The 21,189-nt window shown below is 69.5% G+C and carries 13 protein-coding genes; 12 read left to right on the forward strand and 1 reads right to left on the reverse strand.

Features of this window, described 5'->3' with window-relative positions:
- The first annotated feature begins 1 nt into the window (after position 1).
- From FOZ76_RS07205 to FOZ76_RS07245, 9 genes are all read left to right on the forward strand, one after another.
- Complete coding sequence (locus FOZ76_RS07205) at positions 2-889, forward strand: ABC transporter permease (protein ID WP_246129331.1); 888 nt, start codon at positions 2-4, stop codon at positions 887-889.
- The gene (locus tag FOZ76_RS07210) at positions 886-2,748 is read left to right on the forward strand and encodes a dipeptide ABC transporter ATP-binding protein (RefSeq protein WP_246129332.1); all 1,863 of its coding nucleotides are present in this window, start codon (positions 886-888) and stop codon (positions 2,746-2,748) included. Before FOZ76_RS07205 ends, FOZ76_RS07210 begins: the two co-directional genes overlap by 4 nt.
- A gap of 25 nt (positions 2,749-2,773) precedes the next feature.
- Positions 2,774-3,586 carry a 4,5-DOPA-extradiol-dioxygenase gene (gene ygiD / locus FOZ76_RS07215; RefSeq protein ID WP_143947467.1) on the forward strand — a complete coding sequence of 271 codons (813 nt, stop codon included), beginning with the start codon at positions 2,774-2,776 and terminating at the stop codon, positions 3,584-3,586.
- 108 nt (positions 3,587-3,694) lie between these two features.
- Positions 3,695-4,771 (forward strand): acetamidase/formamidase family protein, encoded by a 1,077-nt coding sequence (locus FOZ76_RS07220; protein WP_143947468.1) that lies wholly within the window; start codon positions 3,695-3,697, stop codon positions 4,769-4,771.
- A gap of 12 nt (positions 4,772-4,783) precedes the next feature.
- Positions 4,784-5,725 carry a LysR family transcriptional regulator gene (locus FOZ76_RS07225; protein ID WP_143947469.1) on the forward strand — a complete coding sequence of 314 codons (942 nt, stop codon included), beginning with the start codon at positions 4,784-4,786 and terminating at the stop codon, positions 5,723-5,725.
- Positions 5,722-6,606, forward strand: coding sequence for a TauD/TfdA dioxygenase family protein (locus tag FOZ76_RS07230; RefSeq protein WP_143947470.1), 885 nt, complete (start codon positions 5,722-5,724; stop codon positions 6,604-6,606). The genes FOZ76_RS07225 and FOZ76_RS07230 overlap by 4 nt, the downstream gene beginning before the upstream one ends.
- On the forward strand, positions 6,603-8,120 hold the full coding sequence (locus tag FOZ76_RS07235) for an ABC transporter substrate-binding protein (protein WP_143947471.1): 1,518 nt from the start codon (positions 6,603-6,605) through the stop codon (positions 8,118-8,120). The genes FOZ76_RS07230 and FOZ76_RS07235 overlap by 4 nt, the downstream gene beginning before the upstream one ends.
- A gap of 182 nt (positions 8,121-8,302) precedes the next feature.
- Positions 8,303-9,301 carry a helix-turn-helix domain-containing protein gene (locus FOZ76_RS07240; protein ID WP_170235327.1) on the forward strand — a complete coding sequence of 333 codons (999 nt, stop codon included), beginning with the start codon at positions 8,303-8,305 and terminating at the stop codon, positions 9,299-9,301.
- A 101-nt stretch (positions 9,302-9,402) separates the two neighbouring features.
- Positions 9,403-13,350, forward strand: a complete 3,948-nt coding sequence (locus FOZ76_RS07245; RefSeq protein ID WP_143947473.1) for a DUF4214 domain-containing protein — start codon at positions 9,403-9,405, stop codon at positions 13,348-13,350.
- A 97-nt stretch (positions 13,351-13,447) separates the two neighbouring features.
- On the opposite strand, the gene mfd is transcribed toward FOZ76_RS07245, so the two are convergent.
- A complete protein-coding gene (gene mfd / locus FOZ76_RS07250; protein ID WP_143947474.1) occupies positions 13,448-16,888 on the reverse strand; it encodes a transcription-repair coupling factor in 3,441 nt (1,146 codons plus the stop codon).
- Positions 16,889-17,030: 142 nt separating this feature from the next.
- Here mfd and FOZ76_RS07255 point away from each other — a divergent pair, with 142 nt between their 5' ends.
- Genes FOZ76_RS07255 through FOZ76_RS07265 form a run of 3 tightly spaced genes read left to right on the forward strand, consistent with a single transcriptional unit; the run spans position 17,031 to position 21,168 of the window.
- Positions 17,031-18,005 (forward strand): Bug family tripartite tricarboxylate transporter substrate binding protein, encoded by a 975-nt coding sequence (locus FOZ76_RS07255; protein WP_143947475.1) that lies wholly within the window; start codon positions 17,031-17,033, stop codon positions 18,003-18,005.
- Positions 18,002-19,723 carry a thiamine pyrophosphate-requiring protein gene (locus FOZ76_RS07260; RefSeq protein WP_143947476.1) on the forward strand — a complete coding sequence of 574 codons (1,722 nt, stop codon included), beginning with the start codon at positions 18,002-18,004 and terminating at the stop codon, positions 19,721-19,723. Before FOZ76_RS07255 ends, FOZ76_RS07260 begins: the two co-directional genes overlap by 4 nt.
- Before the next feature lie 11 nt (positions 19,724-19,734).
- Entirely contained in the window at positions 19,735-21,168 is a 1,434-nt protein-coding gene (locus FOZ76_RS07265) for an aldehyde dehydrogenase family protein (RefSeq protein ID WP_143947477.1), read from the forward strand.
- Positions 21,169-21,189: the final 21 nt, after the last annotated feature.

The raw sequence follows: 21,189 nt of genomic DNA on the forward strand, positions 1-21,189 counted from the left end.
CGTGAGTTCGCTACCCGCCGTGGTACCCGTCTGGCGGCGCGCCGCCGGCCGGCTCAATGGCCAGGTGCTGGTGGGCGCCGGCGCATTGCTCGCGCTGGCCCTGGTGGCATGGCTGGCACCCTATCTGGCGCCGCACGGCCCCAATGACCAGGATCTTCTCGCCACGCTGCTGCCGCCGGCCTGGGCGCCCGGCGGCGACCCGGCCTATCCGCTCGGAACGGACGCGCTGGGCCAGTGCATCCTGTCGCGGCTGATCTACAGCGCGCGGGTGACGGTGATCATCGCAACCAGCGCTCCCCTCGGCGCCGCGCTGGTGGGTACGGCCGCGGCGCTGCTGGCGGGCTACTGCGGTGGCCGCATCGACTGGCTGGTCATGCGGCTGGTCGATGTGTGGCTGTCCTTTCCCGCCATCGTCATGGCGCTGGTGCTCATGGTGGCGCTGGGCCCCAGCATCGGCAGCGTGATCGTCGCCATCGTCCTGGTCGACTGGACGCGCTTTTGCCGCGTGGTGCGCAGCGAGGTGCTGGTGGCCAGGCAGCGTTCCTACATTCCGGCCGCGCGGATCGCCGGGGCACGCCATCACAGCGTGCTCTGGCGCGACATCGTGCCCGGGCTGGTCCCGACCCTGATCGCCCTGGTCGGTATCGAGATCGGTGTGGCGGTCATCGCCGAGAGCGTGCTGTCCTTCGTCGGCGTTTCGGTCCAGGCCGATGTCCCGACCTGGGGCCGCATGCTCGCCGATGGCCTGGCGGACGTGTTCTCGGCACCCATCGGCCTGATCGCGCCCATGCTGTGCATGGTCGGCACGGTGTTCGCGGCCAGCCTGCTCGGCGAAGGGCTGCGCCATTTGAACGATGCCTACAAGCAACGCCAAGGAGGTGCGGCATGAAGCCGGACGACATACCCCTGGATACGATGCCGCAGACCGGCACGCCGGACGGGCTCCTGCTGCATGCCGAGGGCCTGACCGTCACGGCGCGCGGGGGCGCCCGGGTGCTCGACGATCTCGAGCTGAACCTGGCGCGCGGCGCTACCCTGGGACTGGTGGGCGAGTCGGGTGCGGGCAAGAGCATGCTGGGCCGGGTGATCGCGCGGCAGTTGCCGCCGGGCTTCGCGGTGACCGCCGGCACCTTGCGCTTCGGGGAGCTCGACTGGCTGCGCATGTCGGCGGCCCGGCACCAGGCCATGCTCGGGCGCCGGGTGGCCTTCATCCCGCAGGAGCCGATGACCGCACTGGACCCGGTGCGTACCGTGGGCCAGCAACTGCGCGAGCACCTGGGCCGGCTCGGGGTGCCGGCGGCCGAGCGCAACGAGCGCGCGGAGGACTTGCTCGCCGAGGTGCGTCTGGCCAACCCTCGCGAGGTGATGAAGAGCTATGCGTTCCAGCTCTCGGGAGGCATGTGCCAGCGCGTCATGATCGCGCTGGCCTTCGCCGGCGACCCGGAACTGGTCGTCTCGGACGAGGCGACCACGGCCCTGGACGTCAGCACGCAGGCTCACATCGTCACCTTGATCCGTCGCCTGCAGGCCCGGCGCGGGACCGGGGTGTTGTTCGTGACGCACGACCTCGGCCTGGCCACGCGCGTGTGCGACACCGTCGCGGTGATGTACGCGGGAACGATCTGCGAAGCCGGCCCGGCGCCTGCCGTGTTCGGCGTTCCTCGCCATCCGTACACGCGCGCGCTGCTGCGGGCGAACCCGCGGCAGGCCGTGCCCGGGGCCCGGCTGTACAGCTTGCCCGGAACGATGCCGGGCGTCGAGCAGTACCCGGCGCTGGCCGGTTGCCGCTTTGCGCCGCGCTGCGCCCAGGCCCAGCCGTCCTGTACCGACGCCGCGCCGCCGCGGCAGGCCGCCGGCGCCCAGGCCTGGCGTTGCGTGACTTCCGCGCTCGCCGCGCCTGCTGCCGCGGCCCCGCAGGTCACGCCGGGCGCACCGGGGCCATTGGGGCGCGAGCCTTTCCTGGTGGTCTCGGGGCTGGGCAAGGATTACGCCCGGCGTGGCGGCTGGCTGCGCGCCGGCGGGCGCAAGCGCGTGTTGCAGGGGGTGGATCTGAGCATCGCTCCTGGCGAGTTCATCGGTGTGGTGGGCGAGAGCGGCAGCGGAAAGTCGACGCTCGCGCGGCTGCTGATGGGCCTGGAGGCCCCGAGCGAAGGCAGCGTGTCGCTCAACGGGCAGCCGCTGGGTGCGACGGAGTCCGAATGGCATCGGCGGATCCACAGCGTGCAGATGATCTTCCAGGATCCGCGCTCGGCCCTCAATCCGCGGCGCGCGACGCGCAGCCTGCTGACGCAGGCGATGGAGGCGCGTCCGCACCTGCGCGCCGAGCGCGAGCAGCGGGCCCGTCAGCTCGTGGGCGACGTGGGGCTGCCCGAGGGCATGCTCGCGCGGCATCCGGCCCAGATGTCGGGCGGGCAGCGCCAACGGGTGAACATCGGCCGCGCGCTGTGCGATGTGCCGCAATTGCTGATCGCCGACGAGATCGTGTCCGGCCTGGACGTCTCGGTGCAGGCGCAGGTGCTCAATCTGCTTCTGGACCTGCGCCAGCGCCACAAGGTCGCCGTGCTCATGATCTCGCACGATCTTTCCGTGGTTGCGCATCTGTGCAGCCGGGTGCTGGTGCTGTACCGGGGCGAGGTGGTCGAGCAGGGCGCGACCGCCGACGTGTTCGCGCGGCCGGCGCATCCCTACACGCGCCACCTGCTGTCGGCGGTGCCGCCGACGGACCCCAGCATTCCGTGGCCCCGCTGAGGGTCCGTCCATATCGAGGAAACGCATGAGCGCGTTGCAAGCAGGCCGGCGGATGCCGGCCATCTTTCTTGGCCATGGCAGCCCCATGAACGCCATCGAAGACAATCGGTTCAGCCGGGCCTGGCGTGCCCTGGGCGAGGCCTTGCCCAGGCCCGGCGGCATCGTGGTGGTCTCCGCGCACTGGCTGACGCGGGGCAGTGCCGTCACCGCCGCGCTTCGGCCATCCACCATCCACGACTTCGGCGGCTTTCCGAAGGCCTTGTTCGATGTGGACTATCCCGCGCCCGGCAGCGCCGCGCTGGCCCAGGCCGTGGTGCGTGTCCTGCAGCCGCGCGCGGTCGAACTCGATCAGGGGTGGGGCCTGGATCACGGCGCGTGGTCGGTGCTGCGTCATCTCTATCCCGCCGCCGACGTGCCGGTGGTACAGCTCAGCCTGGACCGCATGGCAGCCCCGGCGGCGCATTATGCGATCGGCTGCGCGCTGTCGCGCCTGCGCGAAGAGGGCGTGTTGCTGCTGGGTAGCGGCAACATCGTGCACAACCTGGCCGCCATGGACTGGCGCCGGCGCGACAGCGAGTATCCCTGGGCGCGCCGGTTCGAGGATCACGTGATCCAGGCGATCCGCACGGGCGAGCATGAGGGATTGTGGGAATACCCGCGTCTCGGTCAGGATGCCGCGCTCGCGGTACCGACCCCGGATCACTATCTGCCGCTGCTCTATGTGATGGGTGCGGCCCGCGGCGACGACGCGGTGCGCCTGCTGACGCCGCACATCGAGTACGGCTCTCTGAGCATGACCAGTGTGCTCGTCGGTGGGCCGCTCGAAGCGGGCACCTGAGGGCGGCATGTTTTCGTGCGTGTCTGTACAAGATGCGCGAGCGCCCGAACCCTAGGATGTCGCCATGCCCCGCACCCTGCGATGGCGGGATATCTACAGGAGCTGTTCATGTCTTTGATCCGCGACGCCGTCGACCGGCAACCGGTCGCCCCGGGGGCGCTGCATCGCCTGCCGGCGGTCCCCGGCAATGTGCATTGGGGCTATTTCGACGCCGGGCTGCGTCCGGCGCTGCGCGTGCGCAGCGGCGACCTGATCCAGGCGGAGGCCGTCACGCACCACGCGGGGGACGATCCCGATCTCATGATGGACGCGGCCGTGCGCGAGCTGTTCGCGAGCATCCCGGAGCACGACCGCAATCCGGGCGTGCACCTGATGACAGGCCCGATCCACGTCGAGGACGCCCGGCCCGGCGACATGCTGGAAGTGCGCTATCTCAGCATGGTGCCGCGCTGCCGCTACGGTTCCAATCTTGCCGCCCACTGGGGCCATCTGTACCGGGAGTTCGATGAAAGGGAGCGGGTGACCATCTACGAGGTCGACGCCGGGGCCACCACGGCGCGTGCGCTGTACGCCTACGATGTCGAGGACAAGTACCTGACGCCGGGCCGCATCACCCGATGCCCCGAGTGCGACCGCCAGCGGGCGCTGAGCGGCGTGCGCATCCCCGTGCGTCCGCACCTGGGCACGGCCGGCGTCGCACCCGACGTACGCGGCCGCGTGAGCACGATCCCGCCGGGCCGGCACGGCGGCAACATCGACAACTGGCGCATCGGCGCCGGCGCCACCATGTACTACCCCGTGGCCGTCGATGGCGCCCTCTTCTCGATCGGCGATCCCCACATTTCGCAAGGCGATGGAGAAATCAGCGGGACGGCCATCGAGTCTTCCCTGAATGTGATGTTCCAGATCGTGCTGCGCAAGGATTTCAGTTTTCCGTCGCCTCTGCTGGAGACGCCCCGCAACTGGATCGTGCACGGCTTTCACGAAGACCTCGACCAGGCCATGCGCAATGCGGCGCTCGACATGCTGACGCTGCTCACCGAGCATCGCGGCCTATCGCGCGATGACGCGTATTCCTTGATGAGTGTGGCGGCCGATTTCGGCGTGACCCAGGTGGTCGACACAACGCAGGGCGTGCATGTCCGGATGTCCCGCGACATCTTCGCCGCGCCCGATCGGGACTGAGCCGAGGCCGGCATGGACAAGCTGCGCGAGCTGCAATGTTTCGTGTCGGTGGTCGAGTCAGGCAGTTTCGTACGCGCGGCCGATCTGGTCGGCGTATCGACTACTGCGGTGTCGCGCGCCGTGCTCGGGCTGGAAGCGCGCCTGCATGCCCGGCTGCTCCATCGCAGCACCCGGCGGGTGTGTCTCACGGAGGCGGGCCGCCATTATTTCGAGCGCTGCAAACCCATACTGCACGCCCTGCAGGAGGCCGACGACATGCTGACCGGCGGCGGCGACGCGATGCACGGCCGGCTGCGCGTGGGCGCGCCGCAATCGTTCGGCGTCCTGGAACTGGCCGAGGCCTGGCCGCAGTTCCTGCAACGGCATCCCGGGGTGGAGCTGGACATCCTGCTGTCGGACCAGGTGAGCGACCTGCTTGCCGAACGGCTCGACATGGCGATACGCATCGCCCATCTGCAGCAGCCCGCGCTGGTGCACCGCCGGCTGGCGCAGACCCGGCTCGTGGCCTGCGCATCGCCGGCCTACCTGGCCCGCCACGGCGTGCCGCGGCATCCGGAGGATCTGGCCGGCCACGCGGTAATCGCCTACAGATACTACGCCGGCCGCGACGAATGGTCGTTCCAGGACGCGAGCGGGCGCCACCTCGTGCGTATCCGGCCCCGTATGCGCGCCAACAACGGCGACACCTGCATCGCGGCAGCGCGCGCCGGCCTGGGCGTGATCCTGCAGCCCAGTTTCCTGGTGGCGGCAGCGCTTGCGCGCGGCGAACTGGTACCGGTGCTGGAGGGCTATGCGACCGCCCGGATAGGCATCTACGCGGTTTACCCGAGCCATCGCCACATGCCGGCGCGCGTCAACGCACTCGTCGAATTCCTCATCGACCGCTTTTCCCATGCGCCGTGGGCGGCCGAATGCCGCCGCGACGAACCCATCTCCCTGGAGACCTGCTCATGAATGCTCCTTCGTCCGTCCTGGATGCCGACCCCGACGTCCGCGCTGGCGTGCCCGCCCAGGCGCAGGTGCGCCCGTGCACGATGAACATCGGCGCAGATATCGAAGGCATCGACCTGTCTCGCGAGCTGACGCCCGAGACCGTGCGCTTCATCCACGATGCGCTCATGGCGCACCAGGTCGTGTTCTTCCGCGACCAGCACCTGTCGCACGAAGATCATCTGAGGCTGGGCCGCGGGTTCGGCGCCCTGGCGATCCATTCCGGCGTCGCCGGCCTGCCCGACTATCCCGAGGTCGTGGCGATCCACGCCGACGCGTCCTCGCGCTACGTGGCGGGCGAGAACTGGCACTCGGACCTGAGCTGCAACGCCGAGCCGCCGATGGGCAGCATCCTGTATCTGCAGACCGTGCCGCCGGTCGGCGGCGACACCTTGTTCGCGAGCATGTACGCGGCCTACGATGCCTTGTCCGAACGCATGAAGACCTACCTGGACGGGCTGGAGGCCGTCCATGACGGCGAGCTGGTCTACCGGCGCATCATCGACGATCCGACCAAGCGCTTCCCGGTCAATGCCCATCCCGTGGTGCGCGTGCACCCGGTGACCGGGCGCAAGGCCTTGTTCGTGAACAAGCAGTACACCACCCATATCGTCGGCATGGACCGCGACGAGAGCCGGGCGATCCTTGCCTATCTCTACGAGCATTGCACCGATCCGGCGTTCCAGGTCCGGTTTCGCTGGGAGCCCCGTTCGGTGGCCTTCTGGGACAACCGCTGTACCTTGCATCACGCGGTGTGGGACTACTATCCCCAGGTGCGGTCGGGCTTTCGCGTGACGATCCAGGGCGACAAGCCGATCGCCGCGACGAGCGGAGGGCGGCCATGACCTCGCGCCGCAGGTTTCTCGGCGCCGCGGCGGCTGCCGCGGCCACCTATGGCGCGGGGCTGCCCGCTCGCGCGGCGACGCCGGCCCGCACGATCACCATCGCCTTTCCCATGGACGTTCCGAGCTGGGACCCGGTGGTGGCGGCCCAGCCGACGGTGTCGGCGGTCTACAAATGCGTCTTCGACCAGCCGCTCAATCTCGCGGACGATCTCAGCTTCGCGCCCAGTGTCGTGCGCGCGCATCAATGGCTGGACGAACGCTGTACCCAGCTCGAACTGGAGTTGCGCGACGACGTCGGCTTTCACAATGGCGATCGCCTTACGTCGGCGGACATCCAGTTCACGTTCGACGAGCGCGTGAAAGCCGATCGCGCCACCTTGCTCTCGGGCGTATGGCGCGGCGTCGACCGCGTCGAGACGCCCGCCCCGACGCGGGCCATCATGCATTTCGCCGCGCCGATGGCGACCGCACCGGTGATGCTGGCCGACATTCCTGCCTACATTCTGCCCAAGGCCTACTACCAGAGCGTGGGCGCGGACGGCTTCGTCAAGGCGCCGGTGGGCTCGGGCCCTTATCGCCTGGCCGAGTACCAGCGAGACGCGCAGATCGTGCTGGAGCGCACGTCCGACTACTGGGGCGGCGCGCCCGCCATCGAGCGCGTGGTCTTTCGCATCACCAAGGACGCCACCGCGCGCGCGGCGGCGATCCAGTCGGGCCAGGCCGACGTCACGATGAACCTGTCGGTGCGGGAGGTGGAGAGGCTGGGCGCCTTGCCTGGCCTCGCGCCGCACCTGGACCCGACGACCGGCGTGGTGCTCATCCAACTGGTGAACGCCGGCGTGCTGCAGGACCGCAACGTGCGGCTGGCCGCCCATCACGCGCTGGACAAGCGCGCGATCTCGCGCGCGCTGTTCAACGGGCATGCCACCTCGATCTGGGTGCCGGCCGGGCCGACGATGCCGGGCTACGTGGACGGATTCGAGATTCCGTACTCCCCGGATCAGGCCCGGGCGCTGCTGGCGGCCTCCGGCCACGGCCCGGACAACCCCGTGCGCTTCAATTTCTACACCACCCGGGGCACCTTTCCCAGCGACTTCGACATCGCCCGGGTGATCACGCAGATGTGGCGCCAGGTCGGGATCGAGGCCGATCTGCAGGTGCTCGACGGGCCCACCATGTACGACTACCAGCGCAACGGCAAGTTCGATGGCCCGGTGCTCAAGCCGTTCAATCCGGCGGGGGGCGATCCCGGCACCTACTCGGGCTACATGCTGGACCCGGCCATGAGCTTCTCGATCTGGAAGGGCGAGGACATTCCGCCGCGGCTCTATCCGCTGATGGCCGAGCCGGACAACGACAAGCGCATTTCCGGGTTCCGCGACTTCGATCGCTGGCAGGTGGAGCAGGGCTACAGCATTCCGCTGTTTCTCGGCCTCACCACCATCGTCGCGCGCGAGCAGGTGGGCTTTCGCCCGCATCCGAGCGGCGTGCTGCTGCCGTACCGCTGGGGGTGACGCCGGCGCGGATGGCGCGCACGTCGATGGTGCGGCGTGCGCGCCGCCGGCCTGGGGTCTGCACCGTGCGCTCGCACGGCGCAGTGCGAGCAGGCGTTTCCCCCGTCATCGCGTGAACTGGCATGCATCGTGCATCGGGGTTTCGGTTGGCCGAGAGGCTACGCTCGCGAGAGGTGGACGTCATGCAGCAATGGAGGCTCTCCACGGAAGACCACTACATCAGCGACAGGGAAGGCTTGTGGCGCAGAACGCTGCTCCAGATCTGCCTGCCGCCGCCCACTTCGATGCAGGGCGCGGCCTTCTTCGGTGATGTCGTGAACGTGGTCTCGCCGATGGGCATCGAGTTTTCGCGCGTGCATTCGACCGCTCAGATGCTGTCCGGCGCCTGTCGCCAGCACCCCGATGCGCTATGGCTCGCGCTCCTGCTCGATGGCGATACGCGCGGCGACGAAGGGGCGGCGGATGAACTGGCCGGCGACGACATCCTGTACGGCCCCACCGGCGTCGACTCCACCCTCTGCCTGTACAGCGACTTCAGCCTGCTCTACGTCAAGATCCCGCGCCGGCTGCTGCAGTCCCGGCTCGTCAACGTGGCGCTGCTGGGCGGCGTCGGCCGCCTGCCGGGGGCGAATCCGGCCGTGCGCATGCTGGCCGCGCTGCTGCGGGCGCTGGCCGAAGGCATCGAGAGCATGGACGAGCGTTCGATCCATCCCGCCGAGGCGGCGCTCATCGAGTTCGTCGTTGCCTGTCTGGGCGATACGGCGGCTGGCTTTCCCGGGACCAGTCCGTCGCGTGCGGTGCACTTTCACCAGGTGTGCCAGTACATCGAAATCCACCTCGGCGACGGCGACCTCAGCCTGACCTCGGTGGCGGCGCAGCAGCGTGCCTCCTCACGCTACATCCAGAAGCTGTTCGAGGAGGCCGGCCTGAGCTTCGGCCACTACGTGCGCGAGCGGCGCCTGGAGCGGTGCTACCGTGAGCTGGCCAATCCGCTCAACCGGCGCCTGTCGATCTCCGAAATCTGCTTTCGCTGGGGTTTCAACGACGCCGCGCATTTCAGCCGCAGCTTCAACCAGCGCTTCGGCCTGAGCCCGCGGGCGTTTCGCCAGCGTGCCGAAACCGGCACTCACGATTCCCGGCTCGACGGGCCCGTGAGCGCTCTCGCCCCTGCCATCGCCTGAGCGGCCGCGGCCGGCCTGTCGGGTCGGCCGCCTGTTTCACAATCCTGCAATCACCCGGGTGCTACGGTGCGCAGCTTCCCCGACCACGCAGGATTCCTCCCATGGCAACGTACGCCGACGCACTGGCTGCGCTATACAACCGCGTTCTCGCACGCGACGCAGACTCTTCCGGACTCGCCTACTGGCTCGATCAGATCGAGACACAGCAGAAAACCTACGCCGAAGTCGTCTGGCACATGCTGGCCACGGCCGAAGCGCAAGGCCCGGCACTGTCGGTCACGCACGCCTATCTGACGCTGCTCGGCCGCGCGCCTGACGCGCAAGGGTATGCCTACTGGATGGGTGCGCTGCGCGACGGCATGTCCGTCCAGGCCATGGTGAGCGCCATGGCGGCGTCGGATGAGGCCGTGGCGAACGGCCACGGCGAGGGCGTCGACGCCGTCACCGCCGCCTACCGCGCCGTGCTGGGCCGCGAGCCCGATGCCGAAGGCCTGGCCTACTACACGCTGCAGCTTGCCGCCGGCGTGTCGGCCGCCACGATCCGCGCCGAGATCGCCTTGTCGGACGAGGCGCTCGCCGAATCGGGCGGGGCCGGTCTGGTCGCGCTCACGTATCTGGCCGTCACCGGCGAGACGCCGTCGGACGAGCAGATCGCGCAGGCCCTGGCGCAATACGGTGCGACCGATCCGCAGGCGCTGGTCTCGGGACTGGCCGACGAGCTGGCCGGTGGACAAACCGAGCCCGAACCGGAACCGGAGCCCGAGCCCGAGCCCGAACCGGAACTGCAGTATCCCGAACTGGCGGTCTATACGCCGGGCGGCAGCACGGAGGGTTCATCGGATGCATCGACGGCCATCGCGCTGGATGCCGAGTACATGCTGGTCGGCGACGACGAGGCCAGCGTGCTGCGCGTCTATGCGCGCGACGGCGGCGACGCGGTGGCCGAGTGGGACTATGGCGCGGCCATGGGACACAGCGGCGAAGTCGACCTGGAGGCGAGCGCCGTGATGTCCGGCACGCTGTATCTGGCCGGCTCGCACAGCAACAAGAAGGACGGCTCGGAGGCCGACAGCCGCGAGGTGCTGCTCGGCGTCACCGTGAGCGGCACGGGCGCGGACACGGCCTTCGTCTACGAGGGCAAGTACACCGGCCTGGAAGGCGACCTGGTGGGCTGGGACGCCGCCAACGGCCACGGCCTGGGCGCGGACTACTTCGGTTTCGCGCAAGCGTCGGGCGACGGCATGAGCCCCGAACAGCAGGGCGGGTTCTCCATCGAAGGCATGGCGGCCGCGCCGCAGGAAGGCGTCCTGTGGCTGGGCTTTCGTGCTCCGCAAAGTGATACCGCGCTGCGCGACAAGGCGCTGATCGTGCCGTTGCTCAACGCCGCGGACCTGATCTCGGGCGCCGCCACACAGGCGGCATTCGGCGAACCGATCCTGCTGGACCTGGGCGGGCGCGCGATCCGCTCCATCGAGTGCGCCGAGGACGGCAGCGGCTACCTGATCGTGGCCGGCCCCTCGGGCCTGGCCGTCGATGAGATGGCGCACAATTTCCGGCTCTACACCTGGTCGGGCGAGCCGGACGAGGCGGCCATCGAACTCGACAACGACCTCGACGCGCTGCTGGCCGCGACCGGCGGCAGCTTCGAGTCGCTGGTGTCGCCCTCCAGCATCGTCAGCGGCACCGAAGTGCAGTTGCTGCAGGACAACGGCGATACGATCTGGCCCGGCCAGAGCGAGGTCTCCAAGGATCTCGATCCCGCCGAGCAGCAGTTCCTGGGCAACAGCATCGTCCTCGGCTCGCCGGTGATTGATACCGCAGGGCCGGTGCTGGTCAAGGCCGCCCCGGCCGACGGCACCCAGGGCGTGGCCGTCGACGGCGCGTTCGTCTTCTCGTTCGACGAGGCGGTGCTGCGCGGCAACGGCAGCATCGTGCTGCGCGATGCCCAGGGCGAGGTCGTCGAGACCTTCGATGTGGCGTCCAGCAGCCAGCTCACGGTGGCCTTCAACACCGTGACCCTGCGTCCGAGCGAAGCGCTGGCCTATGAGACGGGCTACACGCTGACGATGGACGAGGGCGCGTTCACGGACCACCGCGGCAACGCGTTCGCCGGCATCGACGCCGATGATCCGTTCGCCGTGGTCACCTCGGCCGAGCCCACGGTGCTCGGTGCGGGCGACATCCTCTTCGTGGGCGCCAACGCCGAGGCCGTGGATGCGATTGCCTTCGTCCTGATGACGGATGTGACGGGCGGCACCCGCATCACCTTCACCGACCGCGACTACAGCGCGAGCACGGGCTTTGCCGGCATCACCAACGAGGCGGCCTTCGTCTGGACGGCCGGGCAGGACCTGGCCGCCGGCACGGTCGTCACCATCCAGACCGATGTGAACGGCAACCCGGTGGCGGACATCGGCAGCACCGTCGGCGGCGCGGGCGGAATCGGCAAGTCCGAGACCTACTACGCGCTGCAGGGCAGCGTGATCGACGGCCTGACCGATGGCAGCGCAGGGGTCATCACCGATCCCGGCACCTTCCTGGCCAGCATCACGCTCGGCGGCAGCGCCGGCGCCATTCCCGATGCGCTGGTCGAGGCCGGCGCGGCGATCAGCTTCATCGTCGATCCGGCCAACCAGACCAATGCGCGCTATGTGGGCTCGCTCGACGCCACCGACCTGGACGCGCTGGCCGAACGGATCGCCGACAGGGACAACTGGGAGTTCAATACCACTCGCGAGCCCGGCTTCCCCTTGGTGAACGGCAGCCTGCTCGGCGCGCCGCTGCTCTGGCAGGCGGGGGTGAACGGCACCGAGCTGAGCCTGGTCTGGAACCAGGCGCTGGACGCTGCGGCGGGGCCTTCCGCGAGCGCGTTCGCCGTGCTTGTCAACGGCCAGGCCGTGGACGTGGCCCAGGTGGCGCTCGAGGGCGCCCAGGTCACGCTGACCTTGGGCACCGCTGTCCAGGCCGGTGACGTGGTCTCGTTCAGCTACACCGATCCGAGCGTCGGCGACGACGCCGCGGCGATCCAGAGCCCGTCCGGTCAGGATGCCGCCAGCGTGGACGCACGGGCGGTGGCCAACTACTCGCCCGACAGCGAGGCGCCGGCACTGCTGTGCGCGGCGCCCAGCGCGGGTACGCTGGAGCTTGCCGCGCATTTCGCCGACTTTGTGCTGACTTTCGACGAGGTCGTGCGCAAGGGCGAAGGAAACCTCGTGTTCCTGGGCCAGGATGGCGCCGAGGACATCGTGGTGAGCGTGGGTTCCAACGAAGTCACGATCGATGGCGCCACTGTGGTCGTGAACCCGGCCGCCTTCCTGGAGGCCGGTGCGAGCTATCTGCTGCAGATCGATGCGGGCGCGGTGCTCGACATGGCCGGCAATGGCTATGCCGGCCTCGGCGCCGACGACGCGATCGCGTTCCAGACGGCGAGCGTGCCGAGCCACGAACTGCTCATCTCCGAGGTCAACTCCAATGCCGATGGCGGCGACTTCTTCGAACTGCACAACTATGGCGAGGCGGCGATCGACCTGGGCGGCTGGCGCATGACGGATGAAGCCGGCAGCTTCGCGTCGGCGGTGGCGTTCGCACAAGGCACCGTGATCGAGGCGGGCGGCACGCTGGTCGTGGCGCTGGTCGAGCCCGGCAGCGAACTGGACGCCTTCGTCGCCGCATGGGGGCTGGACGCCAGCGTCGATGTGATCGCGCTGGCCGACGCACCCGGCCTGGGCAAGCAGGACGCGGTCGTGGTGTTCGATGACGCGGGCTACGTGGCCGCGGCCTTCAACTACGACGCCGATGGCATCCTGGCCAGTGACGGGACGTTCATCGCCACCGCGCCAGCCGGCGCCGGCTCGGCATTCGTGGACGGCGAGCATGCCGGCAAGGCCTACGGCGGCAATGCCGAAGCCTCGGCCGTGTGGGATGGCGTGTCGGTGCAGGACCCGGCGTACACGGTGGCGGTGATCGGCATGCCGGGCGTCCATGCCCAGCCGGGCGCGGCCGGCGCGCTGGGTTCGCCGGGTTCGGTCGAGGACGTGTTCGTCGCTTGATCGCCGCGGCCACCCGTCTGGGCAGGCGCCGGGAGGCGCCGGCACGCCGCCGACGCCTCCCGGACAGTCCGGCAACGGTGCCGCCGCAAGCCGCGGTTCAGCTCGCCAGCGCGCGCAGCACGGACCTGACCGCGCTCACCCGCGCGGCCAGGTCCTTGCCCGAAATCTCCATGCGCAGGCGATCCTGGCCCGATAGCCGGATGTGCTTGTTCTTCTGCACCAGCTCGATGATGCGCATCGGGTCGATCGGCGGGTTGGGCACGAACTGCAGCGTGGCCGCCGTCTCGTGCGCATCGATCTTGACCACGCCCACCTTGCGGCCCGCCAGGCGCAGGCGGTGCGTCTCCAGCAGCGCCTTGGCGGCGTCGGGCAGCCGGCCGAAGCGGTCGATCATCTCCTCGTGCATGCGGTCCAGATCCTCGTCGTCCTCGCAGTTGGACAGACGCTTGTAGATCGACAGGCGCGCGTGGATGTCGCCGCAATAGTCGTTCGGCAGCAGGGCGGGAAGGTGCAGGTTGACCTCCTCGCTCGCGGCGAGCGGCGCCGACAGGTCGGGTTCCTGGCCGTTTTTCAGCGCGCGCACGGCGTCGGCCAGCATGTCGGTGTAGAGCTGAAAGCCCACCTCCTGGATGTTGCCCGACTGCGAGTCGCCCAGCACCTCGCCGGCGCCGCGGATCTCCAGGTCGTGCATGGCGAGATAAAAGCCCGAGCCCAGTTCCTCCATCGACTGGATCGCCTCCAGCCGCTTCTTGGCGTTGCTGGTGATGGCGTCCTCGCCCGGCGTGAGCAGGTAGGCATAGGCCTGGTGATGCGAGCGCCCGACCCGTCCGCGTAGCTGGTGCAGTTGCGCCAGGCCGAAGCGGTCGGCGCGATGGATCACGATGGTGTTGGCGGTGGGCACGTCGATGCCCGTCTCGATGATGGTCGTGCACAGCAGCACGTTGAAGCGCTGCTGGTAGAAGTCCTTCATGACCTGCTCGAGCTCGCGCTCGGGCATCTGGCCGTGCGCCACGCCGATGCGCGCCTCGGGCACGAGTTCCTCCAGCCGCGCGCGGCGGTTGTGGATGGTCTCGACCTCGTTGTGCAGGAAGTACACCTGGCCGCCGCGGCGCAGTTCGCGCAGCAGAGCCTCGCGGATCGTGCTGCCGTCCTCGCGGCGCAGGAAGGTCTTGATCGCCAGCCGCTTCTGCGGCGCGGTGGCGATCACCGAGAAGTCGCGCAGGCCTTCGAGCGACATGCCCAGCGTGCGCGGAATCGGCGTGGCCGTCAGCGTGAGCACGTCGACCTCGGCGCGCAGCGCCTTCAGGCCTTCCTTCTGGCGCACGCCGAAGCGGTGCTCCTCGTCGATGATGACCAGGCCCAGCCGCTTGAACTGGATCTTGTCCGAGAGCAGCTTGTGCGTGCCGATGACGATGTCGGCACGCCCGTCGTTGATCTGTTCGATCGCGACCGTGGTTTCCTTGGCCGAGCGAAAGCGCGACAGTTCCACCACCTTCACGGGCCAGTCGGCGAAGCGGTTGGCGAAGTTCTGTGCGTGCTGCTCGGCGAGCAGGGTGGTCGGGCAGAGAATGGCCACCTGCTGGTTGTTGGCCACCGCGACAAAGGCCGCGCGCAGAGCGACCTCGGTCTTGCCGAAGCCGACGTCGCCGCAGACCAGGCGATCCATCGGCTTGCCCGAGGTCATGTCCTGGATCACCGCATGGATCGCGGCGGCCTGGTCGGGCGTTTCCTCGAAGCCGAAGGTCTCGGCGAAGGCTTCGTAGTCCGAGAGCGGCAGCTTGAAGGCATAGCCTTCGCGCGCGGCGCGGCGCGCATAGAGGTTGAGCAGCTCGGCGGCGACGTCGCGCGCCTGCTTGGCCGCCTTGCGGCGCGCCTTCTCCCACTGGCCGGAGCCGAGCTGGTGCAGCGGCGCGGCTTCGGGGTCGGCGCCGCTGTAGCGCGCGATCACGTGCAGTTGCGACACCGGCACGTAGAGCGTGGCGCCGTTGGCGTACTCCAGGTGCAGGAACTCGGTGTCGCCTTCGCCCAGGTCCATGTTGATCAGGCCGTGGTAGCGCCCGATGCCGTGCTGTGCGTGAACGACCGGGTCGCCCTCGCGCAGCTCGGACAGGTCGCGCACCATGGCTTCGACGTTGCTGGTGCGCTCGCGGTTGCGCTTGCCGCGCGAGGCGGCGTGGGCCGGGTAGAGGTCGCTCTCGGTCAGGAAGACCAGCCCGGCCTCGCGCAGCGCAAAGCCGGCAGTCAGCGGTGCGACGCCGATGGCGAACGCCACCTCGCCGTCGAGAAAATCCTGGATGGTCGCCACCGGCACCGGCGCCAGGCCGTGCTCGGCGAGCATCTGCACGATGGTCTCGCGCCGCCCCGGCGAATCCGCACAGAGCAGCAGGCGGCGCCCGTCGCCCGCCTCGACCAGGGCGCGCAGTCGCGCCAACGGATCGTTGGCCTGCCGGTGCACCGCGACGTCGGGCGGTGCGACGATCTCGGCGTCGGCTTCGTCGGTGAAGGCGAGCCGGGCAAAGTCCTTGAGCGAGGTGAAAAAACCCTCGGCGTCCAGCATCAGGGCCGCGGGCGGCAGGATCGGGCGCTCGCGATCGCTCTTCAGGAAGTCGTAGCGGCTTTGCGTGTCGTGCGCGTAGCGCTGGATGGCGGCATCCGCGTCGCCCAGCGTGATCGTGATCGCGTTGCCCGGCAGGTATTCGAACAGCGTCGACGTCTGCTCGAAGAAGAGCGGCAGGTAGTACTCCACGCCCGGGAAGGGAATGCCGTTGCCCACGTCGCGGTAGGGCAGGGCGCGCGAGGGGTCGCCCTCGAACACTTCGCGAAAGCGCGCCCGGAACGCCGTGCGCGCCGTCTCGTCCATCGGGAATTCGCGCCCGGGCAGCAGCTCGACTTCCCTGACCGGATACAGGCTGCGCTGAGTGTCCACGTCGAAGGCGCGGATCGACTCGATCTCATCGTCGAAGAGGTCGAGCCGGTAGGGCACGGCCGAACCCATCGGAAACAGGTCGAACAGGCCGCCGCGGATGCTGAACTCGCCGGGCGCCGCCACCTGCTGAACGTGGGTGTAGTTGGCCAGCACGAGCTGATCGCGCAGCGCCGCCTCGTCCAGCCGATCGCGCTGGCGAAACGAGAAGGTGTGCGCGGCGAGGAAGGCGGGCGGCGGCAGCCGGTAAAGCGAGGTCGTGACCGGCACCGTGAGCACGTCCACCGATTTCTGCATCAGGGCGTGCAGCGTGCGCAGCCGCTCGGAGATCAGGTCCTGGTGCGGCGAGAACGCGTCGTAGGGCAGCGTCTCCCAGTCCGGCATCTGGTGCACGCGCAGCTCGGGGTCGAACTGCACGATTTCGTCGGTCAGGCGCTGGGCGTCTTGTGGCGCGGCGGTGAAGACCACCAACGGGCGTGTGGTATGCCGGGCGAGCCTGGCGAGCAGCCAGGCGTCGCCGGCGCCGGCGGGCCGGGCGCGGCCGAAGCGCGTACCGCGCTTGAGGGATTGCGCCAGGCCGACGACCAGGGACGAGGGGGCTTTGGATGCGGGCATGAGGTGGACGATTATAGGAAATCGCCGTCGCCGCGAGTCGGCAACCCATCGCGGATCGAGATGAGTGCATGAAAATCATTCGATTGTGCTGCACCGGGCGCCTTGGGGAGAATCTGCGTCAACGACAACGACGGAGACATTCATGGCGAAGCTCGCGGCACTTGCCTGCGCCGCTGCGGTCGCGGCGACCACGGCGCTTCCGGCTTTCGGGGCGGAGGACTATCCCAGCCGGGCGGTGCAGCTCGTCATCCCGTACGACGTGGGCGGCGGTGTGGACGCGGTGGCGCGCATCCTGGCCGCGCACATGAACACCGCGTTCGGGCAGCCGTTCGTGGTGGATGCGCGGCCCGGCGGCGCGACCCACATCGGCACCAACCATGTCGCGCGCGCCAAGCCCGACGGCTACACCTTGCTGCTGACCGGTGTCTCGACGATGTCGCTGCAGCCGTTGATCTTCGCAGGCATCACCTACGACGCGATCGAGAGTTTCGAGCCGATCGGCATGGTCTCGCGCATCCCCATGTTCGTCTCGGTCGCCGATACGGCGCCGTACCGGGATCTGCCCGGGCTGATCGATGGGGCCAAGGGCAAGCCCGGGGGCCTGAGCTATGCGAGCAACGGGAACGGATCGCTGTCGCACCTCAGCACGGAAGTGCTGGCTGCGCGCGCCGGGATCGACCTGACCCACGTTCCGTACAAAGGCTTCGCGCCGGCGATACCGGATCTGGTCAGCGGGCGCGTGGACATGCTGGTGTCCGACCTGGCGGCCGTGAGCGCGCCCCTGCAGGGCGGCAGCGTGCGACTGCTCGCGGTGACTTCCGTGGAGCGCTCGCCGTTCCAGCCGGACGTACCGACCGTGGCCGAGAGCGGCTACCCGGAGTACCAGGCGGAGAACTGGCTGGCGCTGTACGCTCCGGCGGGCACGCCCGCGCCCGTCGTGGAACGGCTCGGCGATGAATTGCGGCAGTTCCTGAAGTCCGACCCGGCACGCGAGGCCTTCGCCCGGCTCGGACACGTGCCGGACCCGACCGACGGCGCGGCGGTGACGCGCCGTGTCGTGCAAGAGCAGAAGACCTACGCGCCGGCGCTCGAGGCGGCCGGGCTGGGGGCGCGATGACGGATGATCGCGTGGCGAGCGGCGCCGATCTTCTCATCCAGGCCCTGGTGGACGCGGGAATCGAGTATCTGTTCTGCAACCTGGGAACGGACCACGCTCCGCTCATCGAGGCGCTCGCACGCCGGCGCGCGCTGGGCCGGCGTGCGCCCGACGTCATACTTTGTCCGCATGAGAACACCGCCGTGCACATGGCAGCGGGCTATGCCGCGGCGACCGGCCGGGGCCAGGCCGTGCTGGTGCACGTCGACGCCGGCACGGCGAACGCGGCCATGGGGCTGCACAATCTCTGCCGGGGCCGCTTGCCCGTGCTGGTCATGGCGGGCAAGGCGCCGTTCAGCAGCCACGGCGAGTTGCCCGGCGGCCGCGACACGTATGTCCACTTCATCCAGGAGCCGTTCGACCAGGGCAGCATCGTGCGGCCGTACGTGAAATGGGAATACACCCTGCAGGCGCCCGACGTCGCCGGGGCCGTGGTCGGCCGGGCCTGGAGCGTCATGCAGAGCGACCCTCCCGGACCGGCGTACTTGATGTTGCCGCGCGAGGTCCTGGCCGCCACCTGCGTCGAGCCCCGGCGCGCGCCCCGGGCGCATCCGGTGCTTGCCGAGCATGCCGTTCCCGCCACCTTGCTGGACGACATCGCCGGCCGCCTGCTGCGCGCCGAGCACCCGGTCCTGGTGACCGCGTACGCCGGCCGGGAGCCGGCGGCGGTCCGGGCGATCGAACGACTGGCCGAGACGGTGGGCATCGAGGTCCACGAGTTCAACCCGGTGTACCTCAACATCCGGCGCGACGCCGACGCGTTTGCGGGCTATCAGCCGGGTCCCGCCATCGCGCAGGCCGACTTCGGTCTGCTCGTGGACGTCGATGTGCCCTGGATCCCCCGGCATTTCCAGGCCAGGCCCGATGCCTATTGGGTCCAGTTCGACATCGATGCCGTCAAGCGCGATCTGCCCATGTGGGATTTCCCCGCCGATGTCAGGCTGGAGGGCCGATCGGCCCTGCTGCTCGCGCAGTTGCTCGAATGCGTCCAGGCGCTCGCCACGGTCCAGGACCGCGAGCGTGCCGTCGAACGCCTGCGCGGCCATGCCGGGGCGCGCCGGGACCGCGAAGCGCGCGCGGCGCAACTGGCCGCGTCCGCCGGAAAGCCGGGGGCGCTCAATGCGCACCACGTCTGCCGCCGGCTCGGCCAGCGGCTGCACGCCGAGGACGTCGTGCTGAACGAGGCCATCCGCAACATGCCCGCGGTGTTCGAGCAGATTCCGCGGACCCTGCCGGGCACGCTGATCGGGCTGCCGGGCGGTGGGCTGGGCTTTTCCGCCGGAATGGCACTGGGTGTCAGGCTGGCGCGGCCCGAACGCACGGTGGTGAACCTGGTCGGTGACGGCACCTTCTATTTCTCGAACCCGGCCTCGGTATATGCGGTGGCCGCCGCGGCCGGCGTGCCCATCCTCACCGTCGTGTTCGACAACGGCGGCTGGGCGGCCGTGAAGGACGCCACCCTGCGCGTCTATCCCGCGGGGTATGCCGAGGAGCAGCAGGCGTTCGCCTCGCGGCTGCCCGCGGGGATGGATTTCGCCGGGATGGCGGCGGCATGCGGCGCGCTGGGGGTCCGGCTGTCCGACCCGGAGCAGGTCGATGCGGCGATCGAGCAATGCCTGCACGCAGTCCGTGTCGAGGGACGGGCGGCCGTGCTGCACGTCGACGTTGCACCATTCTGATGGGAGGTGTCATGCAAGTCGGTTTGCGGATCGGCGCGCAGGAGCGCCCCGCGGAGAACGGCGATACGTTCGTGCACGTCTGTCCCCGGACCGGGCGTCCGGTGACCGAGGCCGCGAGCGCGTCGACAGGGGATGCGCTGGCCGCCGCGGATGCCGCCCAGGCGGCCAGCGCCGCATGGCGGGCCACGCCGGTGGGGGCGCGGCGCGACATTCTGGCGCGTGCCGCCGAGCTGCTGGCGGCGGAGTCGCAGGATTTCATCGACCTGATGGTCGCGGAAACCGGCACCTCGACGGCCTGGGCGCGTTTCAACGTCGACGGGGGTGTCGCCGGGTTGAAGGAAGCCGCCGCGCTGGCCAGCCAGGTGGCAGGGGAAGTCATGCCGTCGAATCGCGCCGGCTGCCTGGCGCTCACCGAGCGCACGCCGGTCGGCGTGGTGCTGTCCATCGCGCCCTGGAATGCGCCGGTACACCTGGCGGTCCGGGCGATCGCCGTCCCGCTGGTGTGCGGCAACACCCTGGTGTTCAAGTCGTCCGAGCTGTGCCCCGGCACCCACGCGCGTCTCGCCGGGCTCTTCGTGCGCGCCGGCTTGCCGGCCGGCGTGCTGAACGTGATCAGCCATGCGCCGGCGGCCGGTCCGCGGATCGTGGAAGCGCTCATCGCTCACACCGCCGTCAGGCGCGTCAACTTCACCGGCTCGACGCGCACCGGCCGCGCGATCGGCGAATTGGCCGGGCGCCATCTCAAGCCGGCGTTGCTGGAGCTGGGCGGCAAGGCGCCGCTGATCGTCCTGGCCGACGCGGACATCGAGGCCGCCGGTGATGCCGCGGCCTTCGGCGCTTTCATGAACCAGGGGCAGATCTGCATGTCCACCGAACGCATCGTCGTCGACCATGCGATCGCGGACGAATTCGCCGCCTGCTTCGCCGCGCTGGCGGACGGCCTCAACGTGCGCATCGCGAACGGCAGCGTGGATGCCGGCGCGCTCGCGCGTCCCGCGTCGGCCGCGCATGTGCAGGCGTTGGTGAGCGAGGCGACGGCATGCGGCGCGCGCCTGCTCACGGCCGCCGGCGACGAGTGCATCGTGCTCGATCACGTCGATGCGTCCATGCGGGTGTATCGCGAGGAATCGTTCGGCCCGGTGGCGCCGATCATCCGCGTGGACGGCGAAGCGGCAGCGGTCGCAGTCGCCAACGACAGCGAGTACGGGCTGGCGGCCGCTGTCTTCGGCCGCGATCTGTCCCGCACGCTGCGCGTGGCCCGCAGCATCGACTGCGGGGTCTGCCACGTGAACGGAGCGACGGTGAGCAGCGAGCCGCATTTTCCGTTCGGCGGCGTCAAGGCCAGCGGCTACGGACGCTTCGGCGGCAGGGCGGCCATCGAAGCGTTCACCGAGCTGCGTCTGCTGACGATCCACACGGAGCGACAGCGCTACGGTTTGGCCTGAGCATGGGCGTCGGCGGTCTAT

The organism is Verticiella sediminum, from assembly GCF_007558815.1.
Taxonomy (GTDB): Bacteria; Pseudomonadota; Gammaproteobacteria; order Burkholderiales; family Burkholderiaceae_B; genus Verticiella; species Verticiella sediminum.

Coding starts and splice junctions, on each gene's coding strand:
- FOZ76_RS07260 (WP_143947476.1), top strand. CDS start 18,002: ATGACGGATGATCGCGTGGCGAGCGGCGCCGATCTTCTCATCCAGGCC.
- FOZ76_RS07255 (WP_143947475.1), top strand. CDS start 17,031: ATGGCGAAGCTCGCGGCACTTGCCTGCGCCGCTGCGGTCGCGGCGACC.
- FOZ76_RS07225 (WP_143947469.1), top strand. CDS start 4,784: ATGGACAAGCTGCGCGAGCTGCAATGTTTCGTGTCGGTGGTCGAGTCA.
- FOZ76_RS07265 (WP_143947477.1), top strand. CDS start 19,735: ATGCAAGTCGGTTTGCGGATCGGCGCGCAGGAGCGCCCCGCGGAGAAC.
- FOZ76_RS07235 (WP_143947471.1), top strand. CDS start 6,603: ATGACCTCGCGCCGCAGGTTTCTCGGCGCCGCGGCGGCTGCCGCGGCC.
- FOZ76_RS07210 (WP_246129332.1), top strand. CDS start 886: ATGAAGCCGGACGACATACCCCTGGATACGATGCCGCAGACCGGCACG.
- FOZ76_RS07230 (WP_143947470.1), top strand. CDS start 5,722: ATGAATGCTCCTTCGTCCGTCCTGGATGCCGACCCCGACGTCCGCGCT.
- mfd (WP_143947474.1), bottom strand. CDS start 16,888: ATGCCCGCATCCAAAGCCCCCTCGTCCCTGGTCGTCGGCCTGGCGCAA.
- FOZ76_RS07220 (WP_143947468.1), top strand. CDS start 3,695: ATGTCTTTGATCCGCGACGCCGTCGACCGGCAACCGGTCGCCCCGGGG.
- FOZ76_RS07245 (WP_143947473.1), top strand. CDS start 9,403: ATGGCAACGTACGCCGACGCACTGGCTGCGCTATACAACCGCGTTCTC.
- FOZ76_RS07240 (WP_170235327.1), top strand. CDS start 8,303: ATGCAGCAATGGAGGCTCTCCACGGAAGACCACTACATCAGCGACAGG.
- ygiD (WP_143947467.1), top strand. CDS start 2,774: ATGAGCGCGTTGCAAGCAGGCCGGCGGATGCCGGCCATCTTTCTTGGC.